Below are 25,508 nucleotides of genomic sequence, written 5' to 3'. Positions count from 1 at the left end.
GCCATGTCGTACCAGGCGCAACCAGCCTATTCGAAATCCTAGTTCATCCTGACCTCATAGAGGTCCCGCACGGCCATTTCCGTTAGCATGGGCTGTGCTTTGATCCAATGCGGTGCGACCGGATGCCAACAGAACACAACACCGCAGCCAAGCGGCGTTTCGACCAGCAATCCAGTGCGCAGTTCATCACCACGTTCAAAGTCGAGTTCAGCCCATATGGTCCACTGTGGCGTGTCCAGCGGCGGATCATAGGGCAGAAGATTTTTGACCTCGATTTTCATTAGCCGAAATGCGCGTCGAAAGCGGCTGCGGTCATGTTGGGCAGCGGCTTTTTGGGTTTGAGCGTCCAGCTGATCCACGCGGCGTCCAAAGCCGTGATTGCGCGAATGTGGTGGGGTTCCAGAGGCACGCGCATCAGTTGCGCGTAGGCGTCGATCTCCTGATAGGTGATCGCCTGCGGAAAGCCGTCCGCGTGCGTCCGCGTCTTGCTGAGGGACAGAAACGTTTCCCAGAGGATCGCGGCCCCGTCAGGCAGTTGGATGGGCTGCTTGGTCTCCAGATGACTTTCCAGCGCCCGGACAAAGAGGGTTGAAAGACGTTCTGCCATCAGATTGCCTCGCGCGCTGAGAAATTGAACGAATAGACGTCACCTGGCTGAATGCCTGTCACGATGGGCGACGTGGCGCGCAGCAGGACTTTGGGCGCATTCACCTCCAGCACCGCGTTGTCTGCCGGTGAGGATCGCAACGCCGGCACGAATTCGAGCGTGGCTGAACCACCGACCGGAACCACATCCTCTTTCAGTTGATACAGCCGCGTGTCCGAGTCCGTCCCCAGCGAGAAGAAATCACCGGCCAATAAGCCGACCGAGCCCCAACCGTCTGTGATGAGTGTGTTTCCTGTCTGCCCGGCGCCGTTGACCGTTGGCGTGCCGTAGTTCCCGGTTTGGCGGATAGACGGATCATCGAACAAAAATGGTTCGATCTGACCGCCTAGCTTTGCTGTAAAGGCTGATAGAGCGCGACCCTGCAGCCCCTGACGGGCCATCACCCGGATCTGGTATTCCCACCACCGACCGCCCCAATCCTGCACAGACTGAGTGCCGGTAAAGGGAGATGTGACGGCCACGCTCGCGGACATCAGCCTGCGGTCAACGGTTTCCACGATACTCGGCGGAAAGACGGGAAGGCTTGGGCCTGAGGTGAAGATAAGCGGATCGCCGTTCCACGTGATCTGGTCACCGTTCCATACTAGAGCACTCATACCGCGAACCCCCGCTTACGTGCGGTGGCTACCGCGGCCACCGATCTTTTCTCAATCTCGGGCAACATGCTGCGCACCACGCGCTTGACCTCGTCCGCATCCATGGCGTCCCCGCCGTGGAAATTCATGTTGAAGTTATTGCTGAAGGCGAGACTGCCTGCAGAGCCCTGCGGCTTCGTATGGTCGGTTACGGTCTCCTGCGGGTGCATCATGGCGAGGAAACCACCTTTGCCGTCCAGACCGCCTGAGCGTGGCGCGTTGCCTGTGTGGCCGCCACCGTCGAAGCTGAGCAGCCCACCCAGAAGCCCGAGGAAGCCGCCACCGCCGCCGATACCACCGCCAAGCAGGCCAAGGAGACCTTTTTGCAATTGGATTTTTGCGATTTCGATAAGCAGTTGACCAACGGCTTCTTTGGCTGACATGGAGCCTTCGATGATCGAGAAGAATACGTCTGTCATCGCGTCCGCACCGCGCTCTGCGTTATCCTCGATCCGTTCCATCTGCTCCGCTGCGGTGTCTGCTGCGTCTCCGGCTTGCGCATAGGCTTGTGCCAGCGCGTCGATCTGGGCCCGCAGTTCCGGGGTGATCTCCTTGCCCTCGCGCTGTGCGGCCGCCAGTAACTCCGCTTTGGCGCGGGCGTATTCAAGCATGTCGCCGTATTGCCGCCCGCTTGATGCTGCGGTCACCAATGCCGAGGCCTCTGCATTGAGTGCCGCTGTCTTTTCTTTGATCCGGGCAATCTCTCGGGCCAGGTCGCTTTCCCGGCGCGATCCACCGCCACCGCCACTTGTGCCGGGCAGATCGGGTTCGTTGAGCATAGGCGGGGCTGTCCGAGGTCTGATAGAAGTCAGTGGTGCATTACCGGGCGGCAAGTTGCCCTCAAATTGGCGTTTTGTGACCTCTGCAGCCCCGTCACCGCGTCCACTGGACGTATATACGCCATCGCCGGGAAGGCTGGTTTTCAAAAGGCGGGCTTGGCCAACGGCACGTTCAAGAGCTTCGCCAAGCAATACGATGGCAGAGATGGCATTGGAGAACTCTGCATCGTCAATGTTTGCCAACTCTTTGGCTACGTCCTGAGCTTCGCCAACAATACCAATCAATTCTGTCTCGAATTCGCTGGCTTCGACCTGACCGTTTTCGAGCTTGTCTACCAACTCTTTCAGTTCGGCCAGAATCCCGGCCAATGCGGCACGTGCGTCCTCGTCATCGATCTCGAACACCCGTACACCATCCGGGCCCGTCATGCGATTTATCAGGCCGAACAAGTCATCGTAGGTGTGGTGGAGTTCGCGCAATTCGGTGATATGGTTCCGCAACTCTTCCTTGTTGGCTTCCAGCCCCTCAGCCATTTCTTTGCCCAAGGCCGCCTCTGCGCGTTCCAGATCGCCGAATATGCCTTCAAGGTCTTTCTTGGCGCTCAAAATGCCCGCGACACCTTCTGCCATGGCTACAGCAATCGTTTTGCCAAACGTGCTAATTCTGGTCTGAAGTTGGGAAAACTTGCGGTCCAACTCATCGGCCCTCTGGATCATTTCTTCGTCCAGAACGGCGCCAACGTCATGGGCCGTGGCGATGGTCTTGCGCAGGTTCCGTTCCCCTCGATCGACCAGCTCAACAAACCGTTCGCCTGCGGTGCCGCCGAAGATTTCATCTGTGATCCTGATCCGGGCCGCGCGGTCGAAGTCTTCAAGCCTGCCGATGATCTCGAGCATCAGTTCCGAGGGGTTTTCCAGCGCGCGTTCCAATTGCTGGCCAGAGAATCCTAGTCGCTGGAAAGCCTCGGCAGCTGGCCCCGCGCCGGTCTCGATAAACTCGTCAGCCCGCAGGTTGAGCTCTTTGAAACCATCGACCAGGCTATCCACCGCGATCCGGTTTTGCTCGGCGACGAATGACCATTCCTGAAACGTTTCCAGCGCAAGGCCAGATCGCTTGGCTTCGTCTCCAACAGCGGCGATACCCTTGACGGTATCACCAAGATTGGACGTCAGAGCACCCAAGCCCGTTGTCACAACCCCAACAGCCAGCCCGCCAGCCATCGCCTTGCCAAAGGCCCCGATCTTGACCGTGGAGGCCGCGAGCGCGCGGTTGATGTTGCTGGTGGATCGCAGCATATCCGCTTCCATCTGGCGGGTCGCAGACCGTGACCCCATGGACAGCCGCTTGTAAGACCGTGTCCCGGTTCGTTCGGCCTTTTTCATTTTCCGTTCGAAATCCGCCACGCGGGCTTCGAGTTGAACTACCAGTCTTTCGCCTGTTTCGGGCATCTGCTCTCCCTCACGCTAAATACATGTCATCGGTGAACCAGTCGGCGTCGGTCATGAATTTGACCTCGCCCGCTGCGCACCGCGCCACAGCCATTGCCGTTGCAACGGCACCGTCAATTTTGTTGCCGGACTTGCCCTTGTGGAACATCCGGTTTCCGGCCTTGTCGACGTCGATCTGGATGTTTTCGAAGTTCCACCGCAGTATCGGGTGACCGCCGTGCCTGAACCTTCGGGCCAGGATCGCGCGTTCCAGTTCCTTGACCGCAGGCGCCATCGAAACCCAGCCCTGCCTGAACTCAACTGCGGGCAGCCCATCGTCGTTCAGATCGGCCATGATGGTCCGGGCGTAGGTCGGATCGAATGCGATTTCACGGACATTGAACCGGGCGCAAAGCTCGCGGATGTGGCTTTCAACGGCCCTCAGATCGACCGTGTTGCCAGGGGTCGGGATGATGTGCCCGGCTTCGGCCCAGCCAATATAGTCGACACCGTGGCGTTCGCCTCGATCGCGCAGGTTTTCTTCCGGACAGAAGAACCATGGATACACCTGATAGCCGTCGTCCCCGTCTTCCCAACAGGCCACGACGCAAGTCAGGTCTTCGTTTTTAGAGAGGTCTACACCCACCCAACATGGGGCTTGCACCATATCCAGCTCGTCCAAGTCTACCGGGTGCGCACCTTCGTCATAAACGTGCATTTCGACAAAACCGGATGTGGAGGCGTCCAGCCATTGGTTGAGGTTGTATTGCCGGAATCCGTCACGTTCGAACAGCGAGTGCTGCGCCTTGCGCGCCTTGTCCCTGAATCCAGCAATATCCGGATAACCGTGTTGCAGACCGGGATTGACCGCGTACCAGAGTTTTTCGTCGGTCCAGTCGTCCTGTGGCTCGGCCATGAATACCACCGGCAAGGTGGCCGGGTCATCGATCTCGCCGCGCTGCACCTTCAGGGCGTACTCGACGGTCTTCCATGCGATATTTTCCTGACCTCGGCCGGACGTGGAGGCCACAACCATCAGCGTGCCGGGAACCTTGACCAGTGCCGAATCCAGAGCCTCCCAAAGCATGAGGCCCTTGCGGCCCTCCCAGATATGCAATTCGTCAGCGATGACCACGCTGGGCGTTTTACCGTGTTGAACCCGCCCGTCAGCGGACAGGGCTTTGTACCGGATGCGCTGCTTTGGGAATCTGATCTCGCTGCGATAGTCGCGCGTTTTCAGATGTGTTCGCAGCCGTTTGTCGTTTTCAACGATCAGGGCGGTTTCTTCGTACAGTTCGCGCGCCTGGTCATGAGCGGCGGCGGCCGAGACGATCAAGCCACCGGGTTGGCGTTCAGGGCCCATGAGGTGCAGCAAGTTAATGCCAGCACATAAGCTGGTCTTGCGATTTCCGCGTGGCAGCAGAAGGATCACGCGCCGGACTATACGGGTGCCGTCTTCGTTGCGGGGTCCATAGATGCGACGAATGGTTTTTTCCGCCCACAGATCCAGTTGAAAAGGATGCCCCCGCGCCGGGTTCTTCGGATGCTTCAGACGGCGCAACCAATTCACGGCCGCTTGCCCCTTGCCCAGCGGGTCCGGGATTTCCGTCTCGTCAGTGATCCAGGAGGGAATCAGCATCGTGATCCTCCCGAATGGATGGGCGTGATCTTGATACGGGTGTCAGCCCCAGCTCAGCCGCCAACAACCGGGCCTGTTGCATTGCCGCGGACTGGATACCTACTGAGGGGTTCCGTTTGAAAGCGCCGTTGACGTCGATCACATGGCCATGATCCTGCAGATGGCGTTCGGTTTCCCGCACCGTGCCGATGGCGATGCAGTAGTTTTCCAACAGCCCCAGATCCGCGACGGTGAGTATTCGGCGCTCGGACAGGATCGGCATGACGCGATCCCACTCGCCTCTTGCGTCGTCTGACAGCCAATCAGGCGCATTCAGATCGGTGATCGCTTCGGGGTCTTCAATCATATGAGGTTTCGTTCCGCGCATCAGTCCAGCACCTCGCACCTGATCTCAAGGCCCTTGCGCCGGCCCATCTCGGTAACGCCCTTGATGTTGAAGGTCTCGCCGCCATAGATCACGCGATCTGCGTTGTTAATTTCGTCTGTGTATCGGGTGCGGAACACGACGGTCTCGCGCTCGTTGGCTCCCTGAGAGTTGATAAATTCCTCGGCCGTCTGCTGGATTAGTTCAGCCCTGAGGCGCTTGTGATCCGACCAGGTCTCAATTGCCGTGCCGGTCTCATTGACCGTGTGTTCGACCCGTTGGATTTGTATGAGTTTGGTTAGTTTCCCTGAGCGCATCAAGCTATCTCCGCGACAAGGATTTCAACGGTGACGATGCCATGGCTGGTTTCGCCGTCCGGATCTCGAACAAAGCGCGTGCCGGAGACCTTGTTGTCCGCCGCGTGAAAGCCCGGATCGAGATCAAGGCGGCTGAAATGCAGGGCGTTGCGGATCGCGCCGCAGATCGTTTTGACGCCCTCCAGTGAGCCTTCTTTTTTCCAGACATGGACCGTGTGATAAACGCGGCTGTGTTTGCGCTGCATGGACGTGCCTTCGTCCACAGCCTGAGACTCGCCCAGAACGATGCTGGGGCTGGGCGCAGGGCGCTGGTTGCGATCGAGGATATTGGTAGCGGGCACAAGGTCAGTTACGGCCTGTGTGGCCACGAGGCGTGTGCGTATCGCTTTCTGTGTTGTCAGATCGGGGGTCACTTGCCAGCCTCCCTGACGGCCTTGCTGATGGCGCGCTTGATCCGGCTAGCCGCGCGTTTTTTCAGCAATCGGTAAGCGGGCCAGAAGAACGGCTGAGCGGGTGCATCCCTGGTTCCGTATTCGACCAGGTGTCCATAACGGACGTCGCCGTTTCCGACTGTGATAGCCGCGGCGTTTTCAGGGACTTTGTGTGATCCACCGGGCTGCGAATATGGCGGGGTTGTGCCTCCGGGCCCGGTGACTTCGATACTGCCCTGCAGGTCGCCCGTATCCTCTGGAACAAGAGCCTCCATCATGTCCTGCATCTCATAGGCGGATTGAAGCACGGCAGGTTTGACCGCTTCCCGAACCTCTTTCGGAATGGCGTCCATGCGTTTCTGAAATTTGCCGAGCCCGCCGTCTTTCAATACGTCCGCTCCCTGAAATTGTTGACAACATCCCGAACGCCGAACGGAATTTCCTTTGCGGAACTTCCCTCGATCGCGGCCTCGCGCTGTTCGTACCACCAGGCTGCCAGCTGAGTGACGGCAAGGCGCAACGCCGGTGGGACATTACTCAAATCCGTGATGTCGTATTGGTCCGAAATGCTGTAGCCCAGCTCGTGCTCGATGTGCTGCTGCGCCGCGTCGATCGTCATTTGCATAACGGATGTGTCGCGCGCGCTATCGTCATCAAGCCCCAGATGGGTTTCGAGTTCCGGGATTGAAATGATCGCCATTAAGGACCTGCCGCATCAACGCGTGTAATCGCGGTTTCGATCCACAAACTCACGTTGAGGCGAGTCACGTTGTCCGAGCCGTCTACAGCTTCGTTTGCCGAGCCGACTTTTGCCAGGAAGTAGCGCTCGCTTGGTGTACCGCCGGACGGCGCATCGTTGAGCGTAATCCTGAAGGCGTAGTCAAAGATTTCGCGCTCTGCAGCGTGAAGTGCGATCTGCCCCGCGTCCGCGTAGTCAGCACCAAAGGTGGCCTCCATAACACCGCCGTCGCGGGTGCCTTTGAAACGCCGGGTCCGGCCATCTGACAGGGATGCGAATGTGATCTCGTTGGAACTGTCGCCCAGCGATCCGAGGTTTTCGAGTTCGCCGCAATCCACATAGGTCAGAGCAGCATAGGCTGCCGCGTCTGCGGGTTCCGATGTTTGTGGCGTGGTGCAAATGGCGATCTTAGAGCCATTCGATGCGAATACAGTCATGATGTTACGCCCCTCTCTTGACGTTGTTTTGTGCTGTTGTGGCACCGCGAACAGAGCGGCTGCCAATTGGACTTGTCCCAGAACAGCGCCTTGTCGCCCCGGTGCGGGCGGATGTGATCCACCACCGTTGCAGGCTCCCCACACATGCGGCACCTAGGGTGGCGCTTGAGGAACGCCGCCCGGGCAATTTCCCAGGCACCCGTGTAACCACGGGCGCTTGAGTTCGGCCGGCGCTTGTCATGCCGCGCCTTGCGTTCGGTGTCGGCACGCCGTTGGCACGGGCACCTGACACCGGCGGCGACACGATGGCCACAGCCGCAAATGCGTGGGGGTTTCCGAGGCATTGCACTGTTATGCCTCCGGGCGGCTGCGTAGATCGCTCAGGACAGCCGAGGCGCCCGCTGCAATGCTGGTACCGCTCGCTTTGGTCAGCACGATCCGCGCATAGCGCTTGTGACCGCGATAGCCGATCCGATAGGTGGAATCCGCTGCCAGAGTGGCCGGGGCGTCGGTGTCGAAGTGGTCCGCCGCCACGTCGGTGAAGTCCCCGGACGTGGTGGTGTCGCTTTCCTGAATCTTGGCGCTGAAATCACCTGATCCGGCGACGGCCCCCGTATTCAGGATGAAAGCCGCGCGGTAGGCGTCCTTCAGGTCGATCGCGGCCCCGTTGACGGTGGCCGCTTGAACGGCGGGGGACAGTGCCGCCACCGCGCGAATGTTGTGGTATAGGTCTCGCATATCTGCCTCCCTTACGATGTGGACATTTTCAGCTTGCGGAACTTGGCCGCTTGCAAGACGCCACCAGTAACGCGGCGGGTGGCGTGAATGCGGGTGATCCCCTCGGTTGCCCGCGAATACGGATTGACCAAAGTGCTCATCGCCAAGCGATCAACGATGCGGTAGCCGCTGAAATCGCCGTACATGATGGGGAAGGTCCCAGACGAAACATCCGGCATGTCGACCATTTCCACCACCGGACGGCCCAGAATGGTTTCGGGCTGACCAGCCTGGAAGCTCGGTTGCCAGAGCATCCGACCGTCACCGTCTTTCAAGGTGCGGATCACGCCCAGTGTGGTGCCGTTCATCACCCATGTGCCGTTGTTGCGGTACATCGCGGGCAGAGCGTAGAGCAGCTTGATCATCTGATCCGGGTCAACATTCGTCGCGTGGCCGTTGACGTGTTCGGCAATATCGCCGTTGGTCATGAAGCCCTCAGGCTGCAGAACCCCGTCGCCGTTCACGAATGCCAGCCCCTCTTTCTGGCCGAAATCCTCAGCCAGCGCCAAGCGAACCTCCGACTCTGCCTGACCTGCGGAGTCTGCCAGCAACTGATTGCTGATATCGACATGCGTGGTCAGTTCTTTCAGGGTCAGTTCTTCCTGACCGAATGCGGGCTCGGACGATTCCGATTCCTGGTTTTCACCACCCCACTTGGCATTGGTGATGCCGGTGCGCTTGGGGTATTTGACCGAGGGTGCGCCGGTCTGGCGAACACTGGCGATGCTGCGAACAGGCGAGAATTCGACCAGATCCCGGATGAACTCGGACGACATTTCCGCCGGGGCCAGATAGCCACCCTGCGGATCGGTGGAGACGTTCAGCGATTTCAGTTCTTCGGCGGGGGTGTTGTTGCCGAGACGCAGATAAGTGGCGAAGGCTTTGCGCTCGACTGAGGGCTCATCCTTCTTATCGCCGCCGTCCGGCCGGTTGGCTTTGGCCTCCAGCTTGTCCAGACGTTCGACAATCTTGGTGTTGTCGGCCTTTTCCTCGATCTCGCCCATCCGATCGTTGAACGTCTTGGTCAGGTCTTCCAGGGCTTTGGTGACGATATCGTTTGGATCGTCCTCATCGCCTTTCAGGATCAGCGGGATAGCCCCGCGAAGCTCTTTTGTATTCAAGTGTCGCATGGTTTACCTCGCGATTTGCGCCGTGGCGCGGTTGATGGTTTCAGCAAGGCGCAAGGCCTGAATTGCTGATTTTGCGGATGTGACTTGTGCGCCGGGGTGCATCCCCAGTGTCACGAGTGAAACTTCCAGCAGTTCAAGAGATTTGATGGTGCGGCCACCACCCTTGCGGGCGATTGCATCCTTGGTGACAAAGCCGATGGAAATGCCGCGGACAGCACCGGATTTAACCAGCGCGCGCACCTCACGGGCCCGGGGAAGGTCATCGACCAGCAGGCTACCTTTGACCTGCAACCCCTCGTCGGTTTCCGTGGCCTCAGTCCAAGCACCCACGGGGTCATTCTGATCATGGCCGAACAGCATTGGGATTGGCATCGAAGTGGATTTGAAGGCGCCGGGTTCGATCCAGTCGCCGATGCGATCCCCTTGGCCGAATTTCCAAGCCAAACCGGAAATCGCGCCATCGTCCTGCGCCAAAATTTTGGTTTCGACATAGGAGCGCTCCATCAGTTCGCCCCCCGAAATGCTGCCCGGTCCGAGGCGAAGGCATCAACCTGGGCTTGCACCCAATTCGATGCGGTCAGGAGGCGGACAACATTGGCCTGAGAGAAGGGAACCTGTTCGCCGTCTTCTTGGATTTCCCAGCCCAGAACACAGGCTGCGAGGCATTCGATGCGCAGGCGCTCGCGCTGCTCAGCAGAAACCCGACCATCAGGCCCCGCAACCATGGCCATGCTGTCAGCCAGAACCAGCTTGGCGCGGTTCTGGGTGGCGCTGTCCGGGCCTGCGACCCGCAGTTTGATCCCGGTTGGTTTGCCGGTAACCGGATCCGCCAGTTCCAATTCGCGGCCGCGATCCTGATCCTGCGCGTCTGCGATGATCTCATTCAGTTGCATCTGCGGTCCCTTCCTCCGGCTCAGTGGGCGTTTCGGTTTCAGTGGTTATGTGCGGATTGGCGAATTCCTCGCCGCCGTCATAGGGCAGCATTCCAAGCCACTTGCGCGCCTCGTTGGGGCTGATTGTGCGGCTGCTGATCAAGCTGCTGATCACGGTGGCGCGGGTGTTCAGATCCGCGCGGGTCAGGTCATCGCGATCAAACCGAATGACGCGATCCTTGCGCTCATCCGGCAGGAACAGGCCCCGCCGCAGCGACGATTCCAGCGCCTTCAGCCACGGTTCCAAGGTGAAAACCAAAAATTCGCGACTGAGCTGCTCCATGTTCGACCACGTGGCCCGGTCCAGTTCGAACAACATGGATGGTGGAACCCGAAACGCACGGGCGATTTCGAGGGTTTGGAATTTTCGATTTTCGAGAAATTGGGCGTCGGTCGAGTTGAGCGTGAAGGGCGTGAACGTCGCGCCGTCATACAGAACTGCCGTTCGGCCACCGGCGTCGTCTCCTTCGTGGGTGGCTCTCCACGCAGCTCGGGATTTTTTGACGGCCTCTTCGCCCATGTCTTTCGGAAAGGTGAGTGCACCTGAAGGCCGGGCACCGCGACCAAACAGGCGGGCCGCGTGGCGTTCCATGACGAATGCAACCCCGATCGCTTCGCGTGCCAGCGTCAGCGGGGCGCGTCCGAACGGGCTGCGCAAGTGGATGATGTTGGCGGCTGGTTCAACGCGGTTGTTGATCCGGTAAGTCGGCTCGCGTGTGTCCTGATCATATTCGACCGTTATCACGCCCTGCTTGAAGTGGATGATCTCCTTCGGCACGTCGTCGACACGGTTCACCCAGGCCAGACCGCCCTGATCGTACCGCAGTGCGTCAATCACCAGATCTCTGGTGAACTCGTAGCCTGACGTCCACTCGTTGGCCTCGCCGGTCAGAAGCTGCAGAGCTGGGTCACTGTCGAATGTCGTTTTCTCATCCGGTGATTTAACCGCGATGTCCAAGCTGGCAGCGGCTTCGGAAATAACCCGGATCGCCGAGTTCACCGCGGGAACACAAAGCGCGGATTCCGCTGAGAGTGAAACGCCCGATGCAACAGGCGAAACGCCGAAAATCTCATTCAGCCAATCCTCGGGACTGGCGAGTGATTTTGCCTCAGTGGGGGCTTTGCGTCGGAATGGCCATTTCATGAAACCTTTATCCGACGCTCGATTCAGCCGCGATAGTTGCTAAAACTGGTCAAAAGTGGTCAAACCCGGTCATTTCGGTTCATCCAAAAAATCCAGATTCCTAAAAATCTCGCGCGCGATTCCCTCCGCCGGTTCCCAAGGGCGCCCAAAAGTTCTCAGGCACCCCCCGTGCGTTCATACCTCGATCCCAGTCATGGCGGTGTAAGCCTGCGCGGCCTGATTGGTAATCGAGATCCGGGCTTCCTTGCTGTAGAAGTTGACGCGGATATGTCGGTTAGCCAGGTTGCGACCTTGTGGTCCTCTTGCACGTACTGTTCCGTCCTCACGCATCAGCAGCACACATGACGTGATCACAATGCCTGCAAAATGGAGTGTGAATGTGGCAATCAGTCTTCTGCCATGGCTGTCTGGTTTCGCGCCGTGAATGACTCTGAAGTCGCTGAGTGTGGATGTGATCTGTTCCATGTCACTTGCTCCTGAGCCAGTCGGTCAGTTCAGATCTGAATGCGAAGTACATTCCAGCTGGCCGGTAGATCGGCACGGTCGGCCGCTTGGCCATGCGTCGAACCTTCGACTCGGACACGCCGAGGAACTCAGCGATTGCCTTTACGCCCCAAATCTTCTCGGGTCCGTTCAGCAGCGCATCCAAGCGCCATTTGTCTAATGGTGGATAGTCAGTCATGAGTCTGCCCTTTCGGTGGTGAGTGGTGATGGCAGCGGCTTGGTGTGTGTTCCTGTGGGACTGTCCGCCTCGTCCCCGACCACCACCCCACAGTTTTGCAGGGTATGGTTATTAAGGATGTCACCAAAATGATGACAGGGAACGGGCGATTTCGGTCCAAAACGTCACCAAAATGATGACAGGGCGTCACCAAAATGATGACAGGCCCCCTCGAAAACGTCACCAATATGATGACAGGGGTGCACCAAAATGATGACGGGGTTTTAAATCTTGCGGTCATGGCTTTTCGCCCTTGAACGGGATGATGATGCCGTCATCAGACCTTTGTCTTCCGTTAGAGCCTTCAGGGTTGTGAGTGGCTCCCATCTTGGCGGGAAAGTCGTGCCCCTTCGACCAATCACGGTATAGCCGCCGTCCAACCGTGGAGTGGGGCAGGGCGATCTCTGTCAGTTCATACGCCGGGGCTTTGGCTTTGCCCTTGGTGCCAAGTTCCGCCCCTTCGGTTTGGACAATGAAGCCTTTCTTTTGCAGATCGAGAAAGGCTCGTGCAGCAGCGTTTCGACCGCAGCCGAGATTATGTGCCGCTTGGCGCACTGACAGCCTCAGTTTGCCGTTGTTGTTCGCTTTGGGGCCATGCCACTCGAACTTGAGCCAAGGATAGAGCGCCTGTGCGGTTGTTGAGAGGGCGCGCCATGCATCGGTTTGCATCGTAGAGCGGACCATCTTCGTCCAATGCTCCGCTCGCTCGTTGCGCTTGTCACGACCCATCACCGATCACCTTGTGACTGATCTCCAACGATCCTTTGGAGATCTCCTACGGCTTCCAATCCAGCGGATTGTTCAAGATACCAGTTCCCCATGTCGCGTACTGCATCTGCGATGGTTGGGATGACCTCTGGGTGCTTTTTCAGTCGCATCAGCAGAAGTTGCAATTGGACTGTCGGATACTCGCCCGCGCTGTCCATGACGATTTGGATCACTCTGTCCCAATTTTGACTGCTCAATTTGTTGCCTCATGATTTGCGAGGCAGGCGCTATGCGGCTAAGATTGGGATGTCCTAAGTCCCTGAGCTTTTCCGCCCGCGCCTGGCCTGTCAGGTGCGGGTTTCTCTTTATGCAGCTGGGCGCTGTTCCAGCCATTCGGCCAATTTGCTTTCCGGCCAGGCAACGGCTTTACGGGTTATACGAACAGGGCGCGGAAATTCTCCCCGATCCATCATGTCGTAAATCGCGCTGCGGCTCAGACCCGTTATTTGCTCAACTTCGGTGCGACGGTAATGCTTTTCCAACATTATGGTTGTCTCCTGCATTTAGTGGACGATGCAGGAAGGTTTCGAACAAGATATGTGAAAAGCCTTGGGCGAGTTCCCCAAAAGCTGAAAAGCTTAGGATGTTCCGGGATTAGGCAAAAAGCCCAGAGCTTTTTTCATCGCCCTGTCCAATTCACCTGAAGAACGCAGCTCTGATATGCGATCTTCGAACCACGTGTCAGACATTGGCTTGTCGCCGTGCAAGAAAAGAGCGTCCGCGTCTTTCTGGGACACTAGTTTCTTTAAAAACTTGACCTGTTCTTTCTCGCTTTTCGTAATCCATTCTAGGTTTTGTAGTGCAATGCGGAAAAACATGGTTTTTCTGTCGGCTGCTTTTGCGGCTTGTGCCTCACCGCCTTTAGCTGCGATTTTAGCTTGGCGGTTAGAGTAGTTAGAGGCCCGGATAACCGCTTCTTCGACGCCGTGTTTCACGATTTCCAGATCTCGCATCAGATAACCAGCCGAAAAGTCGTCGTTCTTCACGTAGTAGGAGAACTGTTGCTTGGCTGCGATGTATGCCGGTGATGAGGGTGCAAAAGCAAAAGTGCAGTATTCATATGCGGCGGCAGCTTCCCAATTCTGACCAAAAGTCGATTGCAATTCGTCAATGCGTTTTTGCCCAAGGCTTTCAGAAACCATTTTGGATAAATGAACGCCCTCATAGATGTTCGCATCCCATAGCGTTTCGACGGGCAAACCGCTGTCCTCGTCACCAGCTCGCGAAAACCGAAGCAAGAGTTCGTTCTTGTTTTCGAGACTTTCCCAAGCTGTTTGATCAAATGGTGCATCGCCGTCGTTTTCAAGAATCGTGCCTGCTGGAATTGTGGCCGCAAATTCTTTGGCGGCTTCCTCAGATTTGAACACGTGGAAATCAATCGCTTCCGGCAGAGTACCAGATTGGGACGTTACCGACACAAACCAAGCGTGTGATGAAGAGATTCCCGCCAATTCGGCGATAATCTTGAATCCGTCCTTTTTGTTACCGGAATCGAATACTTCCTTAAATATGTGTGTGCTTTTGACGGTTGTTCGGCGGGATGCCTCTGTAGGGTTTTTCATCCGATCCTCACAATTTCAGCTTGTTTCTTGGTCACGAAATCCGCCCATCGCTGCATGAGAACACGACGCTGATCGAGATGATCGGTCCGGCGGTAGGCGCGCTCAACAGATCCGCCGACAACGTGGCCCAGGCACGTCTCTGCGACCTCGTGCGGCGTGTTCGTGGTCTCCGCCACCCAATCCCGAAAGCTTGACCTGAACCCGTGCGGCCGCGCCTCCATGCCCCGGCGTTGCATGAGGCGAGTCATTGTAGCGTCCGACATCACGCCCTTACGGGGGTTTGGAAACAGGAAGCCATCCCGCGATTGTTCTTTTGCTGCCTCCACCGCTTCCAGTGCAGCGTCTGATAAAGGCACGCGAAACTCTTCTGTGGCACCCCGGCGCCCCTTTACGATCTCAGCGGGTATAGTCCAAACATCACCTTCAAACTGATCCTCTCGGGCCATTCGTACCGGGCCGGAGCGAACTGCGGTCAATATAAGCAAACGCAGTGCAAGGTGAGTTCCGGTCCCATCGCTTAAGCTGGAATAGAATTCTGGCACTTCCGCCCATGGCAGCGCCGGAATGTTCTTTGGTACATGCCGCTGTTTTCCCAGCAATGCGCGGGCTTTCATGGTCGCCTGCAGGTCTACATCTAAGCCGAGCGCGGCAGCGTGTTTGAGACAGATACCGAGACGGTCCATTGCTTTGCTGGCCGTCTCGGCCTTTTCATGCCAGATCGGGGCCAGTGTGTCTCGAATGTCGATCTGATCGATATCAGAAACTGGCACTTTCCCGAGTTTGGGTAAGACATGTAGCTCAAGCGGTGAAAACCAACGGCCCGCCTTGCCGTCGCCTTTCAACTCAGCCTTGCGAGATTCAAAGGCGTCAAGAGCGATATCGCGCAGCAGATGCATATTGCGTTCGATCTGCCTGCGTTCTTTTTCCCGCTCTTTGATCGGATCCAGGTCCTTGCGTACCACGGCCCGCCACTTTTCTGCGTCTTCGCGGGCTTCTTTGAGTGAGACATTAGGGTAGGTACCAAGACCCATTTCCCGCCGCCGCCCGTGGACAGTGACCAACAGAACCCACTTACCGTGGTTCGTATCCCGCTTGTGTAGCCACAGCCCACCACCGTCGCCATGCTTCCCTTTGGGGGCAGTTCTGACCTGTGCAGCGCTGAGTTTGTTCAATTCCCTCATCGACTGGTCCCACTTTTAGTCCCACTTCTATATCTTGTATAGGTCGGAACCTCACGGAACAACCGGGAAAACGGAAGGCGTTTAATTTAAGTAGGTTAGACTGGTGGAGTGGATGGACAGGAACGTCCCAGAACCCTCTGGAACGGCAATTCAAGTCCCTCCACCCGCACCACGATATCATTGTACATTCTGATACTGGTGTTATTGGCTTCTGACTTGTCATTCGGCATTAAATTGGCCGCCTAATCTTCAGTCCGGCCTTCGATTCAGGCGCGAACCTCTGAGACCTTCCGAAGGACCATGCGACGCGAATCTCAGGCTAAGGTGTCTCGTTTTCTGCCATGGGGGCGCGGTAAAACCTTATTCAATTCGCTCTGTTTCAGCATTTCAAGCGTTTGCACAATGCCTTTGAAGGCGCGCTGGTGCCTCGTGCGTGTCACGACGATTTTTGAGTTTACCGGCAAGTGATGCGGTATTCCGTTTCCCTACCCGTTAACCTTGGACCTGGCGCGCGCTACTAAACAATGCTCCAAAACCGAAAAAGTCGACTATACTCCAAGCCATCAGTAGACAGGAGATTGCCATGCTTTATCCACTTGCAACGCTTGAGGCCGACAAGCTCAACGCTGTTCGGGCGCTGGAACAGGAGATTGGACGCCCGGTTGTCGCGCTTGCCGCTATAGAGGCCGATACGGCCAATCTGCCGAAAGATGACCTGAAAAAGTTGCAAGCCCTGGAAGATGAGCTTGACGTCGTTCTTGTCGCAGTGCGGCCGAGCTAGGTGCTCTGAAAACCTGTAGGTTTGTCGCCCGGGCAGTTGCCCGCTGCTGGGGACAGCCTGCTCAACAGTTTGGCCAGAGTGGTAGCATAACAGGCAGGACTAAAAGCTGGGCCACCGCAGCACCTTAGGCGGCCTTGATGTGAGTGCCTGAGTTTTTTGTCCAAGGCCGCGACACCAGCAACGACGCCTCAAATGATTTCAGAACCGGACGGGCGGCTTCAAAGCTTGGCCCGAATTTCACATCGAGTTCGGGAAACAAAGTCTGGATTTCTGCGACGCTCTCTTCGTTCAGTGCGGCCATGCCTGTTTTTCCCAAGAGCAGGCTTTCCGACGCGACGCCATTGGCCCAGACGATCTGGTGCTCATCAAAGAGCAGATGGAAGTACTCAACTTCCCCACCTTTCCGTACAGACACTCCGTCACCGTCGATCAGATGAGCGGCAGCGGCGAAAACCTGCGGGCATGCGAAATTCAATTCGACCTCGGCACCTTGCAGCAGGATGCGATGCTGCGGACTGACTTCCAGCGTCTCCTTGGCGCCCAGAAAGCCTGCGCGGATTTTGATTGGCGCGAATTTTCCGATGGCCGCCATGGTTCGACGACCAATCCAGCGTATCGGTTGCGCGCCGTTATCCATGGTCAGCACCAGATCTCCAGCCCGCAGGTCTTCAATCGGTCGCGGCCCATCCGGGCAGGCGATCATTGCGCTTTTTGCAAAACACAATGGATCGGAAACGACCCGTTCCCCGAACATTGAGTACCCGGCGTTGAATCCGTTTGAATATACCGGTGACACTAGCTGAATTGACACGATCGCATGTTCCTCGATCGCGTCCTGATCAGTGTTTTCCTCGAATTCCGGTGACCAGTACGTATTGCCGTTTGTATCCTGGAAAACGACAGCCGAGATATTTGCGGTGGTGCCGTCATTGTACGTGATGACCGCATTAAATATCATCGAGGCATCAAAGGTCTGAGGCGATCCTCCGTCGATGCTGAACTGGTCGTTCGAGACGTTGTTGTCCAGATCATAGGTGTTTGCATCCCCACCGCTGAAACCGTTGCCCGCCTCGGCAAACGTCTGCCTGCTGTCATAAAGCGGATCACCAGCAGTGCCATAAGTACCAAGGGCCGCATTCACATTGGTGGTCGAAAGGGATGTGTTGCCCTCAACGGTGTCCCAGATTGGCAAGGTTCCGAGGGAGAAGACGGTAAAAGTGGTCGCCATGCGTTACTCTTGAAACAAAAAATCGTACGGTAGCAATTAGCCTTCAATCCCAAAGAAGTTCAAGTTTCAAATCATAAAGTAGTTATTTTGCAGGCCAAAGGCCTGTGCAAGCCCAGTTGCTTGGATGCGACAACACCGGTTTTCAGGCCCGAGCGATCATCATTCGAGTCGCCTGATCACTTACATCCCTGGTCGAAGGTACTTGGAGCGTTTCTGCGCTCCAATCATCCAAAACGGTTTTGGGATTAATCGAGGAACGCCATCTAGCGGAGCGCCATACCTCATTGGAACTGCTGCAGAAAAGGTTCAATAGTCCTTTCTGAGAGTCGCAGCCTTGTGGTGTTTCGCGGCTTTTCTGAAATACATCTGATTGCTCACCAGCAGCAGAACTGCACCGACCATCGCAAACCTGAGCTTCCCATCCGAGATCCCCCCGTGGCCAAAGTAATCCGGGATGTCGCTGGCGGACATGTACAGGAACTGTGCCGGGACGAGATACAGTGTGGCCGTCTTGAAATTTTTGTTATCAGCAATGTACCCCACTCGGTGAAACCAGCCGGTCAGAGGTTTGCGGTGCATCTCGATCGCGGCCAACAAGGCATGCGCATCCTGACTGTTGGGCGAGAGGGCCAGTGCGCTGAGGGCGGCCTTCTGCGCTTTGTCAAAGTCGTTCCGGACCCAGAACGCCCAACCGATGGCGATATGGTTCGGGCTGTTGTTCGGCGCGATTCTGAGCGCCGCATTGGCGTGGTGTTCTGCTGACCCGGCATCCTGACACAGGGCTTCGTCCAGTGCGCGGGACGCAGCGAATACTTGCACAGACCAAACAAGCAGACCGCAAGATGCGCGTGGATAACGTCGCATTCCGGTTTATGCTTCAACGCGTTGCGAAAATGCCCGAGAGCGTTGGTATCGTCGCCCCATTGAGAGGCGGCGATGGCCGGCGGAAAATCTCTGTCGGAGCGCATCATGATCAGTTCATAAAACAAGCCAGGCCACCCGTCGCCTCGCCCAAAGGTGGAACGATGGCAAGCAAAACGGCGGTGACAAACCAGGACCCGATGAGGAACAGAACGGCAAAGGGCAATCGCAGGTGTGTCCGTCCTGTTGTCATCTGATTCAGGGGATAGAGTTATCGCTGGACTTGAAAACAGTACCCGGACGCAATGATTGCAACCACCAGAACCACGTTCAGCAGAACCTGATTACCCGGACGTTCAGTGCTGCCCATTTTGAAACAGTCCTTGATGAAATCGATCAGCATCAGCACTGGGGCGCAGAACAGGGCTGAGGCCAGCAGCAAGCCGCCCTGTTGTTTCCGGTCGCGGTAGCCCAGAGAACCTGCGTTACGATACAGCCAAAACCGGGCCCGCCAAAAAGCTGACAATCCAGACCACGAAAGGTGCCGTTATTTCGTTGGGGCTTGCTTCGGCAAGCGTGTTATCGGCAATGTCCAACTGCGTCATCTGCGCCCGTTTGATTTGAGAAAGGCCAGAACATCATTTTGGCGCCCGCTTTCATTGCCCTAGGTGGCATGGTTGCGGGCTGTCGTCAGCCAGTCGATTGTGGAGGGCCTGGCTTGATCGTCTGCAGCTTCTAGCATCTTCATGCTAATCGGTACTTCGCATCCCTGAGACAAGGTCGCATCATCCGCCAGATCAGTTGCGGTTTCGATGATCTGTGCCAGATCCGCACCGGAATATTCGCTTGTGGCGGCAGATATCCTGTCAAAGCGGATATAGGCTTCGGCCGGGCGACCGGTAAGTTCCAGCCGCAGGATCGCCTCCCGCGCCCGGGCATCCGGCGGCGGCACAAAGAACAGCCGATCGAACCGCCCCGGGCGCGGAAATGCAGAATCCTTCGACTAGGGTTAGTTGCGGCCAGCACCAAAACACCGTCATTCCGCTGGCTGACGCCATCCCTTTGGGCCAGAAAACGACTGACCATCTGCGAAACATGGGTCGAGCTGTGTCCGGATCGTTTCGATCCCAACGCATCGATCTTGTCGAAGAACAGGATGGTCGGAGTGTTGTTGCACGCCTGCTCGAAGATAGAGGTCAAACGTTGTTCTGCCACGCCCCAATAAGGGTCACGAATGTCCGAGATCGCAACGGCCTGAAATCGCGCGGCTTATTCCCCGGCAGCTGCCCGTGCGATGATGGTTTAGCCGCATCCCGGCGGACCACACATCAGGACGCCCCCGCCGGATGTTTTCCTGAGCCGCAACAGCAGCCCTGACTGCTTAAAGGGCGCAATGATGCGCCTCTCTGTGTCGCGTTTTATATATTCTAGCCCGCCGACGTCAGCGAAAGAGATTTGCTTGTTATCCTCTTCGGATTCGGCCGCGGGTTGCCCGTCAATCACCTGCAGGCTGACGGCATTGCCGTCTGCCTCATCGGATTCTTGTTCCTGAGGTGGATCTTGTTCCTCGGGTCCATGGAAAATGCTCGGCAACGCCGGTCTGACTCCGAGATTCGGCGTCCTTGGTCAGGCCAGCGGCCGCAAAGACCTGTGAAACCAAGGTTCGGTCATCGGCAGCCTTCACATCCTCAGGCTGGGTGTAGAAAGCCAGTTCCAAGGCTCGGCTGTCCAGATTTAACGCCATCGCACGTCGCATCACAGCCAACCGAAGTGTGCCGTTTTTGGGCGCGGCATCAAGACGCCCTAACAGGGTTTCAAATGACTTTTCAGGAAATTCCTGTCTCCGAAATATACTGGTCGAGCTCTACGCGAAAAACAGCGTCAAACTGTGTCGGATACCAGCCCAAATCGAGTCAATGTCACCGGCGCAAATGCCGCAACCTTTTGTTGTCTTGCTTCAAACTTTGAACAGGATATCGCTGATCTGCGCAATCTTTTCACGCGCTGGTTGCAGATCTGCGAAGTCGACTGCTGTGTCGCGGAACAACCGGTTCAGTGCAAACTCCATATGAGACAGTGCGTCGGTCGAAGACATCGGTCGAGCCTGTAACGCGGCCCGCATCCAGATCCCGTCGATTAGCGTTGTCAGGTTAAAGGCGACCTGTTCTGCCAATGCAGGCTCAACCATACCGCGCAATGCGCCCATCAGGTTGCTGTGCATGCGCGAATGGATGACATTCTGTATGCGTAGATATTTGGCGTTTTGCGGCACCTCCGCGCACAGGAAAATCCAGGCATTGCAGATTTCGTGTTGAAAGAGCGTCGGGGCAAAATTGCCGTAAATGATTGCGTATAGCCGTTCCGCCGGTGTGTCGCTATGCGCGAATAACGCGGTCACACAACGGCGGGCTTCAGCGTTGGATTCACGCAAAACAGCCTCGAACAGTGCTTCTTTACCTGGGAAGTAATGCTGCACGACGCCTTTGGATAACCCGGCCTCTTTGGCGACCTTGTCGAAGGTTGTCCCGGAGATTCCATGAACTTTGAGAACTTCAAAGGCCGCCTCGGTCAATTGCTTGCGACGCATGTTCTTGATGGACTGCTTTCTCATGTTAGGATCGCTTTCATGCTCAGCGTATTGGACACGAAAGTACCATTCGAGAAGGCAAAAAACAAACACTGTTGACAAAAAACAGTCTGATGCATCAAAATACCTGCAACTGTACTGTTTTTTGAAACGGACACAAAAGGCCGAAAACGGCCGACGCACCAACGGAGGTTTAACCATGAAATTCTCACACAAACTGAGGCCTGCTTTGCTGGCTTCCGCGACGCTCATGTTGATGCAGGGTGCGGCGCTGGCCGATCCGATCAAGATCGCGGTCAACGAATGGACCGGCCAACATATCTCCGCCCATTTCGCGGGCGCGCTGTTTGAAGAGCTGGGCCACGAGGTCGAATACGTCACCGCAGGTGCCGTGCCGCAGCTGGCCGCAATTGCCGAAGGCAGCCTGCATTATCAGCCCGAGCTGTGGACCAACAACGTGGGCGATATCTACCCCAAGGCCGTTGAGGCCGGGGACATTATCGTTGTCGGCGGACTGGGGCTCGAGCCACAGGAAGGCTGGATTTATCCCCCGTACATGGCTGATCTCTGCCCGGGTTTGCCTGCTTATGAGGCGCTCTATGACTGCGCGCAGGCCTTTGCCGCCGCGGACACCTTTCCTGATGGCCGTTTGATCACCTATCCGGCGGACTGGGGGACCCGTTCGGCCGATCTGGTCGAACTGATTGACCTGCCGTTCAAACCGGTGCCCGGTGGCTCGGAAGGCGCGATGCTGGCCGAGCTTAAAAGTGCCGTGGCTGCAGAGCAGCCGATCCTGATGATGATGTGGCAGCCGCATTGGGTGTTTGCGGATACCGAGGTTGAATGGGTCGAATGGGACACGCCGCACGGAACCTGTGACGAGACCAGCCAGAAACGCGGTGAGGCCTGTGGCTTCCAGCAGGCGACCGTCGACAAGATCGTCGCCAAGGATTTCGCTTCGAGCTATCCGGATGCGATGAAAATGGTCGAGCTGATGAGTATGACCAACGACGTGCAGAACGGTCTTATCCTGGAAGTGGACCAGAACGGGCGCGAAGTGAAAGAGGTCGTGGCCGAATGGATGGGCGCAAACCAAGACGTCTGGCAGCCTTGGGTTGAAGCCGCAAAGCAATAAACACCACTGACTCCGGTGGAGCATGTTTTTGCGTGCTCCACCTTTTTCAAGGCTGCCGAAATGACCACATCTTCCCCGACCACCACCCCGAAACTGTCCTGCAAACATGTCTGGAAGCTCTACGGCAAGGGGGCGGATCAGCATCTCAGCAACGTCGACGTCGCCGGGCAGGGGCCCGATGAGGCCACGGCGCTGGCGCAACGCATTCGCGAGGGAGGTGGCATCGTCGCCTCGACCGATGTCAGCTTTGACGTCATGCCCGGCGAAATTTTCGTGATCATGGGCCTGTCAGGCTCGGGCAAGTCCACGATCGTGCGGTGCCTGTCCCGCTTGGTCGAACCCACCTCCGGAGAGATCCTGCTGGATGGAGAGGACTTGCTGAAAGCGTCCTCGAAAGAGCTGATCGACATTCGTCGGCACAAGATGGGGATGGTGTTCCAGAGCTTTGGCCTGATGCCGCATCTGAATGTTCTGGAAAACGTGGCGTTTCCGCTGAAATTGCAGGGTCTGGACGACAAAGAGCGTCTGGAACGCGCCGAGCGGGTGATCTCGCTTGTCGGTCTGGAAGGCCGGGAAGCCAGTTTCCCCAGCCAACTCTCGGGCGGTCAGCAGCAGCGTGTCGGCATTGCGCGGTCGCTGGCCGTAGAACCCGAGGTCTGGTTCCTCGATGAACCCTTCAGCGCGCTTGACCCGCTGATCCGACGCCAGATGCAGGACGAATTCCTGCGGTTGCAGCAGGAACTGCACAAATCCATTGTCTTCATCACCCACGATTTCCTTGAGGCACTGCGCATCGCCGACCGGATGGCGATCATGAAGGACGGTGCGGTTGTTCAGATCGGCCGCCCGGTTGATCTGATCCTGAACCCGGTTGATGACTATGTGCGCGAATTCACCAATGACGTCCCTTGGGAGCTTATCCTGACCGCAGGCGATGTCGCTTCGGACGACAGCCCGCCTGCTGGGATCAAAGAGGTTCCGGCCTCGACCAACGTGGCCGATCTGCTGCCCTATCTGGCCTCACATGACACGGGCGTCGCGGTGCGCCGGGACGACAATGCGCTGGTGTACATGACCAGTCAGAACGTAATCGCCGCTTTGGCCAGCGGTGTCTCGGACGCCTCTGCGGTCAAGGACTGACGTCATGGATGCAGCTTCGAACAGATCGCTGGTGGTCTGGCTTGCGGTCACGATTCTGGTGGCAGTTTGCGTTGTGTTTGCCAAAAATCTCGGGCCGCTGGTGACCTATCCCGATGCGCTGGTCCTGCCAGTCACTGATCCGATGAATACCGCGATGCGGTGGTTCGTCGTGACATTCGGTTGGTTCTTCAAAGGCATATCCTGGCTGCTGGACTGGCCGATCCTGCTGGCCAAGACGGTGCTGCACGCGGTGCCATGGGCGGCCTGGTTCGTTCTGTGGGTCTTTCTGGCCTTGCGGGCGGGGGGCAAGGGACTGGCGATCTTCACAGCTGCCAGCTTGCTTTACATGGTGACGTTTGGGTTCTGGACTCAATCGATGAACTCTTTCGCGCTTGTGGTTGTGTCGATTCCAATGGCGGTTGCCTTGGGTTTTGCTCTGGGAACATGGGGGTTCATGTCAGAGCGGGCCTATCGGATCATCATGCCGATCCTCGACCTGATGCAGACTGTGCCCGCTTTTGCCTACTTGCTACCAATCCTGCTGCTGTTCGGCTTTGGCACAACTGTCGGACTGGTCGCCTCGATCCTGTTTGCCTTCCCGCCGATGGTACGCAACACCATCGTCGGCCTGCGCGGTGTCCCGGATGAGGTGATCGAGTCCGGCCTAATGAGCGGTGCCACCCCGTCGCAGCTGTTCTGGCGCGTGCGGGTACCGACCGCGCAGCGGCAAATCCTGCTGGGGGTGAACCAGACGACAATGGCGTCCCTGTCGATGGTCATCATCGCCTCGATCATCGGCGGCACCAACGATATCGGCTGGGAAGTGCTGTCGACAATGCGCAAGGCGCAGTTCGGAGAAAGCCTGCTGGCCGGGATCGTGATCGCGCTGATGGCGATGGTGCTGGACCGGATTACATGGGGATTTGCGGTACAGTCTAATTCGACGCAACGCAAAGCGACAGGCTGGATAACCTGCGCCGTTCTATTTGGCGCGGCTTGGCTGCTGGCTTTGGTCTTTTCACCGCTCAAGGACTGGCCCGAAGCATGGGTCCAGAACCCGGCCCCGGCGATGAATGCAGGTCTGGAGTGGGTCTTCGTCGAGTTCCGGACAGTACTTGAGGCAATCAAGCGGGCGGCGCTGTTCTACCTGATGCTGCCGATCAAAATCGGCCTGGTTAAGGCTGTCAGCCCCTTTACCTGGGGCTTCGCAATGACCCCGGCTGTAACTGTTGGCTACGCACTGATCGTTGCAGCGGTAGCGGGATATATTGCCTTCAAGGGGCGGTTGCTGCAGGCTCTTTGGGTGATCCTGTTTGCCTTGGTTCTGTATTCGGGACTGTCCGGTCTGGCATGGGTTGCGCTTTGCGCGATCATCATCGCATTGGCCTGGCAGGCGGGGGGCACGAACCTTGCGCTTTGGGCGCTGGCCGGGGTCGCATTCCTGTTGCTGACCGGAATATGGGAGCCTTCGGTCGTCTCCCTCTACCTTTGCGGAGTAGGTGTGTTGCTGTCTTTCCTGTTCGGCAGCGCCATCGGCATCTGGGCGTCCGAGAATGACACCGTATCGCGCATTGTTCGGCCGGTGATCGACACCTTGCAGACGATGCCGCTTTTCGTGATCCTCATCCCCTTTGTGATGGTGTTCAAAATCGGTGAATTCACCGCACTGCTGGCCATCATCGTCTATGCGATCGTCCCCGCGATCCGCTATACCGAACACGGTCTGCGCAATCTGCCCCATGACGTGATCGAGGCTGCGACGGCCATCGGGACAACACCCCGCCAATTGTTGTGGCAGGTAAAACTGCCGCTGGCCGTGCCGTCGATCATGCTGGGGCTGAACCAGACGATCATGTTCGGCATTTCGATGTTGGTGATCACCGCGCTGGTGGGCACCGACGATCTGGGACAGCAGATTTATATCGGCCTTGGGGACGGTGATTTCGGGGTTGGCATGACCGCGGGGATTGGCATGGCGATCATAGCCATGATCGCCGACCGCATCACGCAAGGATTCAGCCAGCAGATCCAAGCACGCCTTGGTGTGAAACTGGACGCTGCCGCCTGAAAACAAGGTAAGCGGCATGGATAACGCAGCGCCCAAACCAAACGTTGACCTCGATCT

33 protein-coding genes and 1 pseudogene are annotated in these 25,508 nt (G+C 57.3%); 4 read left to right on the top strand and 30 right to left on the bottom strand.

The features are described from left to right. Positions 1 to 38: 38 nt before the first annotated feature. From ACR1XY_RS07005 to ACR1XY_RS06890, 24 genes are all read right to left on the bottom strand, one after another. A complete protein-coding gene (locus ACR1XY_RS07005; RefSeq protein WP_480591306.1) occupies positions 39 to 281 on the bottom strand; it encodes a hypothetical protein in 243 nt (80 codons plus the stop codon). Next, complete coding sequence (locus ACR1XY_RS07000) at positions 281 to 607, bottom strand: phage tail assembly chaperone (protein ID WP_480591303.1); 327 nt, start codon at positions 605 to 607, stop codon at positions 281 to 283. The genes ACR1XY_RS07005 and ACR1XY_RS07000 overlap by 1 nt, the downstream gene beginning before the upstream one ends. Beyond that, on the bottom strand, positions 607 to 1,263 hold the full coding sequence (locus tag ACR1XY_RS06995; protein ID WP_480591300.1) for a hypothetical protein: 657 nt from the start codon (positions 1,261 to 1,263) through the stop codon (positions 607 to 609). The genes ACR1XY_RS07000 and ACR1XY_RS06995 overlap by 1 nt, the downstream gene beginning before the upstream one ends. Then, positions 1,260 to 3,530 (bottom strand): coiled-coil domain-containing protein, encoded by a 2,271-nt coding sequence (locus tag ACR1XY_RS06990; RefSeq protein WP_480591296.1) that lies wholly within the window; start codon positions 3,528 to 3,530, stop codon positions 1,260 to 1,262. Before ACR1XY_RS06990 ends, ACR1XY_RS06995 begins: the two co-directional genes overlap by 4 nt. A 10-nt stretch (positions 3,531 to 3,540) precedes the next feature. Beyond that, positions 3,541 to 5,148, bottom strand: a complete 1,608-nt coding sequence (locus ACR1XY_RS06985) for a terminase large subunit (RefSeq protein ID WP_480591293.1) — start codon at positions 5,146 to 5,148, stop codon at positions 3,541 to 3,543. Next, on the bottom strand, positions 5,123 to 5,515 hold the full coding sequence (locus tag ACR1XY_RS06980; protein WP_480591291.1) for a phage terminase small subunit P27 family: 393 nt from the start codon (positions 5,513 to 5,515) through the stop codon (positions 5,123 to 5,125). Before ACR1XY_RS06980 ends, ACR1XY_RS06985 begins: the two co-directional genes overlap by 26 nt. Continuing rightward, a complete protein-coding gene (locus ACR1XY_RS06975) occupies positions 5,515 to 5,829 on the bottom strand; it encodes a phage head closure protein (RefSeq protein ID WP_480591289.1) in 315 nt (104 codons plus the stop codon). The genes ACR1XY_RS06980 and ACR1XY_RS06975 overlap by 1 nt, the downstream gene beginning before the upstream one ends. Continuing rightward, entirely contained in the window at positions 5,829 to 6,242 is a 414-nt protein-coding gene (locus ACR1XY_RS06970) for a DUF3168 domain-containing protein (RefSeq protein WP_480591285.1), read from the bottom strand. Before ACR1XY_RS06970 ends, ACR1XY_RS06975 begins: the two co-directional genes overlap by 1 nt. Further along, positions 6,239 to 6,649 (bottom strand): HK97-gp10 family putative phage morphogenesis protein, encoded by a 411-nt coding sequence (locus tag ACR1XY_RS06965; protein WP_480591283.1) that lies wholly within the window; start codon positions 6,647 to 6,649, stop codon positions 6,239 to 6,241. Before ACR1XY_RS06965 ends, ACR1XY_RS06970 begins: the two co-directional genes overlap by 4 nt. Beyond that, positions 6,646 to 6,960 carry a head-tail connector protein gene (locus ACR1XY_RS06960; protein WP_480591281.1) on the bottom strand — a complete coding sequence of 105 codons (315 nt, stop codon included), beginning with the start codon at positions 6,958 to 6,960 and terminating at the stop codon, positions 6,646 to 6,648. The genes ACR1XY_RS06965 and ACR1XY_RS06960 overlap by 4 nt, the downstream gene beginning before the upstream one ends. Then, on the bottom strand, positions 6,960 to 7,436 hold the full coding sequence (locus ACR1XY_RS06955) for a hypothetical protein (RefSeq protein ID WP_480591278.1): 477 nt from the start codon (positions 7,434 to 7,436) through the stop codon (positions 6,960 to 6,962). The genes ACR1XY_RS06960 and ACR1XY_RS06955 overlap by 1 nt, the downstream gene beginning before the upstream one ends. Next, positions 7,433 to 7,582 (bottom strand): HNH endonuclease signature motif containing protein, encoded by a 150-nt coding sequence (locus tag ACR1XY_RS06950; protein ID WP_480591617.1) that lies wholly within the window; start codon positions 7,580 to 7,582, stop codon positions 7,433 to 7,435. Before ACR1XY_RS06950 ends, ACR1XY_RS06955 begins: the two co-directional genes overlap by 4 nt. 205 nt (positions 7,583 to 7,787) lie before the next feature. Further along, the gene (locus ACR1XY_RS06945; RefSeq protein ID WP_480591276.1) at positions 7,788 to 8,174 is read right to left on the bottom strand and encodes a hypothetical protein; all 387 of its coding nucleotides are present in this window, start codon (positions 8,172 to 8,174) and stop codon (positions 7,788 to 7,790) included. Between the two features lie 11 nt (positions 8,175 to 8,185). Beyond that, positions 8,186 to 9,343 carry a phage major capsid protein gene (locus ACR1XY_RS06940; RefSeq protein ID WP_480591273.1) on the bottom strand — a complete coding sequence of 386 codons (1,158 nt, stop codon included), beginning with the start codon at positions 9,341 to 9,343 and terminating at the stop codon, positions 8,186 to 8,188. Positions 9,344 to 9,346: 3 nt separating this feature from the next. Further along, positions 9,347 to 9,847, bottom strand: coding sequence for an HK97 family phage prohead protease (locus ACR1XY_RS06935; RefSeq protein WP_480591270.1), 501 nt, complete (start codon positions 9,845 to 9,847; stop codon positions 9,347 to 9,349). Then, positions 9,847 to 10,236: a hypothetical protein gene (locus ACR1XY_RS06930; protein ID WP_480591267.1), complete on the bottom strand. Its 390-nt coding sequence runs from the start codon at positions 10,234 to 10,236 to the stop codon at positions 9,847 to 9,849. Before ACR1XY_RS06930 ends, ACR1XY_RS06935 begins: the two co-directional genes overlap by 1 nt. Next, complete coding sequence (locus tag ACR1XY_RS06925) at positions 10,223 to 11,419, bottom strand: phage portal protein (RefSeq protein ID WP_480591266.1); 1,197 nt, start codon at positions 11,417 to 11,419, stop codon at positions 10,223 to 10,225. Before ACR1XY_RS06925 ends, ACR1XY_RS06930 begins: the two co-directional genes overlap by 14 nt. A 174-nt stretch (positions 11,420 to 11,593) precedes the next feature. Beyond that, entirely contained in the window at positions 11,594 to 11,884 is a 291-nt protein-coding gene (locus ACR1XY_RS06920) for a hypothetical protein (protein WP_480591263.1), read from the bottom strand. A gap of 1 nt (position 11,885) precedes the next feature. Next, complete coding sequence (locus tag ACR1XY_RS06915; RefSeq protein ID WP_480443100.1) at positions 11,886 to 12,101, bottom strand: helix-turn-helix domain-containing protein; 216 nt, start codon at positions 12,099 to 12,101, stop codon at positions 11,886 to 11,888. 276 nt (positions 12,102 to 12,377) lie between these two features. After that, entirely contained in the window at positions 12,378 to 12,869 is a 492-nt protein-coding gene (locus ACR1XY_RS06910) for a hypothetical protein (protein ID WP_480591261.1), read from the bottom strand. Then, entirely contained in the window at positions 12,869 to 13,105 is a 237-nt protein-coding gene (locus ACR1XY_RS06905; protein WP_480591260.1) for a hypothetical protein, read from the bottom strand. Before ACR1XY_RS06905 ends, ACR1XY_RS06910 begins: the two co-directional genes overlap by 1 nt. A gap of 108 nt (positions 13,106 to 13,213) precedes the next feature. Next, complete coding sequence (locus tag ACR1XY_RS06900; RefSeq protein WP_480591257.1) at positions 13,214 to 13,393, bottom strand: helix-turn-helix transcriptional regulator; 180 nt, start codon at positions 13,391 to 13,393, stop codon at positions 13,214 to 13,216. A gap of 93 nt (positions 13,394 to 13,486) precedes the next feature. Continuing rightward, on the bottom strand, positions 13,487 to 14,470 hold the full coding sequence (locus ACR1XY_RS06895; protein ID WP_480591253.1) for a hypothetical protein: 984 nt from the start codon (positions 14,468 to 14,470) through the stop codon (positions 13,487 to 13,489). Beyond that, positions 14,467 to 15,651 carry a tyrosine-type recombinase/integrase gene (locus ACR1XY_RS06890; RefSeq protein WP_480591250.1) on the bottom strand — a complete coding sequence of 395 codons (1,185 nt, stop codon included), beginning with the start codon at positions 15,649 to 15,651 and terminating at the stop codon, positions 14,467 to 14,469. Before ACR1XY_RS06890 ends, ACR1XY_RS06895 begins: the two co-directional genes overlap by 4 nt. A 583-nt stretch (positions 15,652 to 16,234) precedes the next feature. On the opposite strand from ACR1XY_RS06890, the gene ACR1XY_RS06885 reads away from it, so the two are divergent. Further along, on the top strand, positions 16,235 to 16,432 hold the full coding sequence (locus tag ACR1XY_RS06885; RefSeq protein ID WP_480591248.1) for a hypothetical protein: 198 nt from the start codon (positions 16,235 to 16,237) through the stop codon (positions 16,430 to 16,432). 124 nt (positions 16,433 to 16,556) lie between these two features. Here ACR1XY_RS06885 and ACR1XY_RS06880 read toward each other — a convergent pair whose 3' ends face one another. The 6 genes and pseudogenes from ACR1XY_RS06880 to betI all read right to left on the bottom strand — a co-directional run bounded on the left by ACR1XY_RS06880 (position 16,557) and on the right by betI (position 21,132). Then, entirely contained in the window at positions 16,557 to 17,660 is a 1,104-nt protein-coding gene (locus ACR1XY_RS06880) for a Hint domain-containing protein (protein ID WP_480591245.1), read from the bottom strand. A gap of 306 nt (positions 17,661 to 17,966) precedes the next feature. Beyond that, entirely contained in the window at positions 17,967 to 18,524 is a 558-nt protein-coding gene (locus ACR1XY_RS06875; protein WP_480591243.1) for a hypothetical protein, read from the bottom strand. A 268-nt stretch (positions 18,525 to 18,792) separates the two neighbouring features. Beyond that, entirely contained in the window at positions 18,793 to 19,047 is a 255-nt protein-coding gene (locus ACR1XY_RS06870; protein ID WP_480591240.1) for a hypothetical protein, read from the bottom strand. A gap of 138 nt (positions 19,048 to 19,185) precedes the next feature. Further along, a complete protein-coding gene (locus ACR1XY_RS06865) occupies positions 19,186 to 19,473 on the bottom strand; it encodes a hypothetical protein (RefSeq protein WP_480591238.1) in 288 nt (95 codons plus the stop codon). A 56-nt stretch (positions 19,474 to 19,529) separates the two neighbouring features. Then, positions 19,530 to 19,772: pseudogene (locus ACR1XY_RS06860) on the bottom strand (AAA family ATPase); the annotation flags it as partial. 706 nt (positions 19,773 to 20,478) lie between these two features. Next, complete coding sequence (betI, locus tag ACR1XY_RS06855; protein ID WP_480591235.1) at positions 20,479 to 21,132, bottom strand: transcriptional regulator BetI; 654 nt, start codon at positions 21,130 to 21,132, stop codon at positions 20,479 to 20,481. Between the two features lie 175 nt (positions 21,133 to 21,307). Between betI and ACR1XY_RS06850 the strand changes: the two genes are divergently transcribed. The 3 genes from ACR1XY_RS06850 to ACR1XY_RS06840 are packed head-to-tail and all read left to right on the top strand — an operon-like array spanning position 21,308 to position 25,451. Further along, entirely contained in the window at positions 21,308 to 22,243 is a 936-nt protein-coding gene (locus ACR1XY_RS06850; RefSeq protein ID WP_480591232.1) for an ABC transporter substrate-binding protein, read from the top strand. Between the two features lie 60 nt (positions 22,244 to 22,303). Continuing rightward, positions 22,304 to 23,383, top strand: a complete 1,080-nt coding sequence (locus ACR1XY_RS06845; protein ID WP_480591229.1) for a quaternary amine ABC transporter ATP-binding protein — start codon at positions 22,304 to 22,306, stop codon at positions 23,381 to 23,383. A gap of 4 nt (positions 23,384 to 23,387) precedes the next feature. Then, positions 23,388 to 25,451, top strand: coding sequence for an ABC transporter permease (locus ACR1XY_RS06840; protein ID WP_480591226.1), 2,064 nt, complete (start codon positions 23,388 to 23,390; stop codon positions 25,449 to 25,451). Positions 25,452 to 25,508 lie beyond the last annotated feature (57 nt).

The sequence above is a fragment of the Ruegeria sp. AD11(2025) genome, assembly GCF_056542405.1.
Note: the sequence above shows the minus strand (reverse complement) of the source record. Positions and strands in the feature narration are given on the sequence as shown.